The 5,488-nt window shown below is 68.4% G+C and carries 5 protein-coding genes and 1 pseudogene; 3 read left to right on the top strand and 3 right to left on the bottom strand.

The genetic code is table 11. The annotated features are described in order from the left end of the window. Positions 1 to 1,314, top strand: a 1,314-nt coding sequence (locus VFO68_RS05755) for an alpha/beta fold hydrolase (RefSeq protein WP_325157106.1), incomplete at its 5' end; no start/stop codon positions are given. A gap of 45 nt (positions 1,315 to 1,359) precedes the next feature. On the opposite strand, the gene VFO68_RS05750 is transcribed toward VFO68_RS05755, so the two are convergent. Then, positions 1,360 to 1,998, bottom strand: coding sequence for an SRPBCC domain-containing protein (locus tag VFO68_RS05750; protein WP_325157105.1), 639 nt, complete (start codon positions 1,996 to 1,998; stop codon positions 1,360 to 1,362). Between the two features lie 105 nt (positions 1,999 to 2,103). Between VFO68_RS05750 and VFO68_RS05745 the strand changes: the two genes are divergently transcribed. Next, complete coding sequence (locus tag VFO68_RS05745; RefSeq protein ID WP_325157104.1) at positions 2,104 to 2,316, top strand: hypothetical protein; 213 nt, start codon at positions 2,104 to 2,106, stop codon at positions 2,314 to 2,316. Between the two features lie 25 nt (positions 2,317 to 2,341). Beyond that, on the top strand, positions 2,342 to 2,728 hold the full coding sequence (locus VFO68_RS05740; protein ID WP_325157103.1) for an STAS domain-containing protein: 387 nt from the start codon (positions 2,342 to 2,344) through the stop codon (positions 2,726 to 2,728). A 162-nt stretch (positions 2,729 to 2,890) separates the two neighbouring features. On the opposite strand, the gene VFO68_RS05735 is transcribed toward VFO68_RS05740, so the two are convergent. Then, positions 2,891 to 3,298: an Lsr2 family protein gene (locus VFO68_RS05735; RefSeq protein ID WP_325157102.1), complete on the bottom strand. Its 408-nt coding sequence runs from the start codon at positions 3,296 to 3,298 to the stop codon at positions 2,891 to 2,893. A 279-nt stretch (positions 3,299 to 3,577) separates the two neighbouring features. Next, positions 3,578 to 5,488 (bottom strand): annotated as a pseudogene (locus VFO68_RS05730) (glycosyl hydrolase); the annotation flags it as partial.

Genomic DNA, 5,488 nt, shown 5'->3' with positions numbered 1-5,488 from the left:
CGCGTACGCCAGGTGTTGGCGGTACTGGCAGCCGTCGTCGTCGTTCCGCTGATCGCTCCCGGGACCGCGCCCGCGCACCCGGACCGGCCGGACCCGCGTCCGGTCGTGTTCGTGCACGGCTTCGCCGGATCCGGCGCCCAGTTCCAGACCCAGGCCAAACGCTTGGCCAGCAACGGTTACCCGGCCGAGATCGTCGAGACGCACGAGTACGACTCGACGGCGATCAGCACGATCCTGCCGCAGGTCTGGGCCGATCTGGACGCGCGGGTGAGCCGGCTGCTGGAGCGGACCGGGGCCGACCGGGTCGACATCCTCGGGCACTCGCTGGGCACCTTCGTGATGCAGGGCTACCTGAACAGCGCACCGCAGCGGGCCGCCCGGGTGGCGCACTACGTCAACCTCGACGGCGCGAGCGCGACGGCGCAGCCCGGCGGGGTGCCGACGCTGGCCGTGTGGGGCGAGGGCGACCCGGCCCGAACCATCGCCGGCGCCACCAACGTGCGGTTCCCGGACCAGTCCCACACCCAGGTCGTCACCTCGCCGGAGACCTTCGTGGAGTTCTACCGGTTCTTCACCGGCCACGACCCGCGCACCACCCGGATCGTCCCGACGCCGCCCGGGCACACGATGCTCTCCGGCCGCGCGGTGTTCTTCCCCACCAACGCCGGGGTGACCGGCGCCCGGCTGGAGGTCTACCAGGTCACCGGGTTGACCGGGCATCGCCGCCACCAGCGTCCCGACCAGGTGTTCGCGCTCGCCGGGGACGGGTCGTTCGGACCGTTCCGGGCCGACGGCCGGGCCCGGTACGAGTTCGCCGTCGTCTATCCGGACGGGCAGGCGCACCACATCTACTTCCAGCCGTTCGAACGCACCGACCGGCTGATCCGGCTGCTCACCAGCCGCCCGGGCGAGGGCCTGTCCGGGTTGATGGACACCAGCCCCCGGCACACCAACCTGACCGTCAACCGCAACAAGGAGTGGTGGGGCGACCAGGGCGAGGGCAGTGACCTGCTGCTGGTCGACGGCCGCAACATCCTCAACGCCGCCAACGCGCCACGGACCAAGCGGGCCATCGGAATGTTCGTCTTCGACCGGGCCGCCGACGGCGTCACCGACTTGACCGCGCCCATTCCGGAGTTCTTCAGCCAGCCGTTCATCACGGCCATGGATGTGTTCCTGCCCACCCGGCTCCGGGTGGTCACGGTGCTCGCTGTGCCGCGCGGCACAACGGGCCACGTCGACAACCTGACCGTCCCGGCCTGGCCGTCGACCGGTCACCGGGTCTCGGTGGGTTTCAACGACTACATCCGCTGAGTGCCGGTCACCCGCACAACGGTCCACCCTGCCGTGCCGGACGAGTCAATTCTGTGAATGATCACGTGAGCTGACCGCGGCCGCGATCCGCTCCAGAGCCTGCCGCCACTGGCCCCGCATGGCCTCGCGGGCCACGGCGTCGGGCAGCTTCTCCAACTGCGCGTGCAGCGCGATGGTGCCGGACTTGCCGGTCAGGATGGTGAGCTGGAGGGCGGCCGGGTTCGACCAGCCCTGCGGTTGCCAGGTCAGGCGCAGCCGGTCGTTCGGCCGGACCACCCGGATCTCGCCGCTCACCCCGGGCGCCGTGAAGCGCGTGCCGGGCTCGAAGGTCACCGACGCGCGGGCGCCCAGCCACAGCTCCGGCCGGGAGACGAGCAACTCCCACAGCGCCTCCGGGGTGGCGTCCACGGCGCGCTGCACACCGACCTGGAAGCCGGTGGCGGTCTGCCCGACGGCGCGTTTGCCCCGGGACTGCTCGTAGCCGACCGCGATCGACTGGCGCCACCAGCCGCTGACCCCGGAGTGCTCGCGTTCCAGATAGTCGATGATCTTCCGATGGTCCCAGTCCACCGCGCCGGCCTCGTCCAGTTGCTCCAGCCATTCCGCCCAGCTGTGCCCGGTGGCCGCGCGCACCGTCTCGGAGGAAACCCTGCCGTGCGACGGGCTTTCGTTCTCGCTCGACATGGTCACAGCGTGGCACGAGGAGCCGTTGCCCGCTCTCGCGACCGGCACGTAACTCCGTCTCCGCGCTCGGCGATACTCCGGATGCCGCCCGGAAGGGTGAACAAGATGATGTTGAGCGGGATCAAACGCTCCCGGTGGACCCGGTTCTGGCAGCCGGCAACGGGGTGGCTGGTGCTGGCCGGGTTGTATCTGGTCGCCGCGGTACTGACCGTATTGCTCGCGGTGACGATGGTGGCCTGGTGGCCGCTGGTGCTCGTGGCCGCGTCCGTGGTGGCGGCCGCACGCTGCGTGGTGGCCGCGCTCGACCGCCGCAAATGAGCTACGCGGAGTAACGTCTTGAGGCGTGCACGAGCGGCCAGCTGAGCGGCCGATCCGGATCACCAGCCGCGACATCGATGATGCTCTGGTCCTGAGAGTGGCCGGCAGGATCGGGCTGGGTACCGCTTCGGAGTTGCGTGACGCCATCGCCGCGAGTCTGGAGCAGGTGTCCCGTGGTCCGATCATCATCGACCTCGGCGGGGTGACCTTTCTCGGGTCCGTCGGCCTTGCGGTGCTCGCCGACCTGGCCACCGAAGCCGCCCGGCGCGGCCGGCCGCTGCGGGTCGTGGTCAGCTCCAACCATCTGGCCAAGGTGCCGATCGAGCTGACTGGTCTGGACGACCTGCTGGCGCTGTATCCCACGGTGCAGGACGCGCTGGACGCCGACCGCGGTCCGTCCGGTGTGGATTGACCGGGTAAAACGGACCTGCGCCGAATGGCGGTTGATGTGCTCCGCGGCCGGCGGGAGCCTGGATGGCGGGTTGCGAAATTCGTCCGCCGAAGGGAGCGCCTGCTGATGTGAACCCCGCGACGGGGCACGGTCCCGTCGCGGGGTTCGATGCTTGCGGGTGGATCAGGCCGAGAACGCCGGCTTCTTCGCCTTACGGCCGCGCGCCTTCGGCTTCTCGGCGTTGGCCTGGGCCTCGTCGAACGCCTCGATCACATTTACCGGAATTCGGCCGCGGTCGGCCAGCTCGAACCCGTTCTCCCGGGCCCACTCCCGAATTGCCCTCGTCTGGTCACGGCTGGCGGCCGGCCGGCCGGATCCGGTGACCGGGCGGGTACCACGCTTGATCCGGCCGCCGGTGCGCCGGGCAGCCGCGACATAGCCTTCCAGGGCCGCGCGGAGGTTATCCGCGTTGGCCTCGGTCAAATCGATCTCGTATTCGGCACCGTCGAGGCCGAAGCTGACGGTGCTGATGTCGTCGGAGGCGGTGCCATCCAGGTCGTCGACCAGTTCAACGATGACTTTCTGAGCCATGCTCTTTACTACCTCAGTTCTTGTCGAAACTGTAAACGTGCGTGTTGTCTGCGTCACATTCGTGGGGGTGACTGCTGCGGCGAGGATACAACAGCAATCCGAGAATGACGATCTCCTTCGGCATAACGGATCGCACAAGCCCCCGGGATTCAAAATGTGCAAGTTGCAGATTTGCGGTTTCCGATGTGGACCGAGGTCGTTGCGCGACGACGGCCACCATTTAACCAATGGTGGCCGTCGCCGATGATCACCGGGGTCGTGCCGGTGACCGTGCCGAGTTCAGTTCGTGGTGATGGTGAAGGTGGAGGTCGTGTTCCTGATGTTCTGCCGGTTGTTGGACAGCACCAGACCGGTGAACGTGGCCGAGCCGACCGCCGGACCCTGGCCCGGTTCCGGCAGCTCGTTGACCCAGATTCCGAACCCGGACTTGGCATCGAGGGCGTCGCCGCTGCCGCGTGAGCCGGAGATCGACACGTTGCTGAACACCGTGTCGGTGACCGGGAACTGCGGCTGGCCGCCCACATAGTTCGTCTGGAACATGATCCCGCTGTAGGTCGGGTCCACGATGTCCACGTTGCTCACCCGGATCGCGGTGAACGTCTTGGACGCCGAGAACACCCAGATCGCCGGGAACGTCTGGGCGCCCCAGAAGTGCCCGCCGGCCCGCACGATCGAGATGTTGTCGAACCTCGTCGGTGGGTTGCCGAACCCGTTCATCGGGATGCCGAAGTCCAGCGAGCTGATCGTGATGCCGGAGTAGACCAGCGTGTCGGCGATGTGGATGTTGCGGAACACGTTGTTGTTCCCGCCGTAGACCGCGATCCCGGCGGCCCGCCAGGTCAGCAGGCTGGTCAGGTTCTCGTAGGTGTTCCCGGTGACCTCGCCGCCGCCGCCGTCCTGGGCGTTGAACAACGCGAAGCTGTCGTCGCCGGTGGCCCGGGCCTCGTTGTTGGTGACCAGGTTGCCCGAGCTGCCGTTGGTCATGTTCACGCCGTCGGCGAACATGTTCCGGATCCGGGAGTTGCGGATGATGTTGTTGTCGGTATTCGTGCCCCAGTACAGGCACACCATGTGTTCGACCCAGATGTTGTCGATCGTCATGTTGGCCACGGCGTTGAAGTCGAACACCTTGCCCGGCCCGTCGATCCGCGAGGTGTAGTTGCCGAAGTAGGCGAACCCGCTGAACACCGAGCCGTTGGCGGTGCCCTCCGCCCGGAAGCCGACGTCGGTGTTTTCCTGCGTCGTGGGCGCGACGAACCGGGTGTACCAGGGGCCGGCGCCGACCACCCGAACCGGCTTGAGATACACCTGGAACTTGCTGGACGTGGCGTACTCACCGGGCGGGAGGTACACGCCGATCAAGGTCCCGGTGTTGTCCATTCGTACCCGGTCCAGCGCGTTCTGCACATCCTGGTGGGTAAAGCCGGCCGGCACGGCGTAGCGCGCCGGGTCCGGGTTGGCGATCGGCGCGACCTGCTCCAGATTGACGAAGTCGATCGCGTAGTTGGTGCTGTTGGCGGCGTCCTTCTGCAACCGGATCCGGCTGCCCGCCGGCACCGTGGTGTTCAGCATGACGTTGGCCTCGTCGTAGATGTGCCGCGGCGGGCCGGCGCCGGGGGAGTTGACCGGGCTGGCCTCGGCGCCGTAGAGCCAGGCGTACCGCGAGGTCAGGTTGATCGCCTTGTGGAAGGCGCCGTTGACATAGATGTTGAGGGTCGAGTTGGTCCCGCCGCCGCCCGCGGCGTCCGGGATGGAGAACCGGGTCACCAGGGTGTTGGTGCTGGCCCTGGTGGTGAACTCGACGAACGCGCCGGTGGTGTTGAGGGTCACCGCGCGCCGGCCGGACGCCTCGCCCGCGAGGTCGCCGACGGTCCGGTTCGGTCCGATGACGGTGGCCCCGCCGCCGGTCACGCCGTCCTCGGCCTCGTACATGTCGTAGGGCAGGTTGGCGCCCCGGCCGACGAACAGCGCCTGGCTGCTGGTGTTGTTGGCTTGCTTGACCGGCAGTTCGTTGGCGTCGGCGGCGAGCACCACCCGCACCGTGTACCTGCCGTTGGCCGCGGTCCAGGTGCCCAGCGCCACCGGGGCGGTGGTGGCTCCCGCCGCGATCACGCCGTTGTGCGCGCCGGTCAGCGTGCGCACGGCGGCGCCGGCCTGGTCCAGCACGGTCAGCGTGATGCCGTGCGCCCC

Source organism: Actinophytocola sp. (assembly GCF_035712165.1).
Taxonomy (GTDB): domain Bacteria; phylum Actinomycetota; class Actinomycetes; order Mycobacteriales; family Pseudonocardiaceae; genus DASYTH01.
This window is presented reverse-complemented; position numbering and strand designations above follow the sequence as displayed.

What these genes read in the sequence shown, in the direction of transcription:
- VFO68_RS05735 (WP_325157102.1), bottom strand. Translation starts at nt 3,298, where the DNA reads ATGGCTCAGAAAGTCATCGTTGAACTGGTCGACGACCTGGATGGCACC.
- VFO68_RS05750 (WP_325157105.1), bottom strand. Translation starts at nt 1,998, where the DNA reads ATGTCGAGCGAGAACGAAAGCCCGTCGCACGGCAGGGTTTCCTCCGAG.
- VFO68_RS05745 (WP_325157104.1), top strand. Translation starts at nt 2,104, where the DNA reads ATGATGTTGAGCGGGATCAAACGCTCCCGGTGGACCCGGTTCTGGCAG.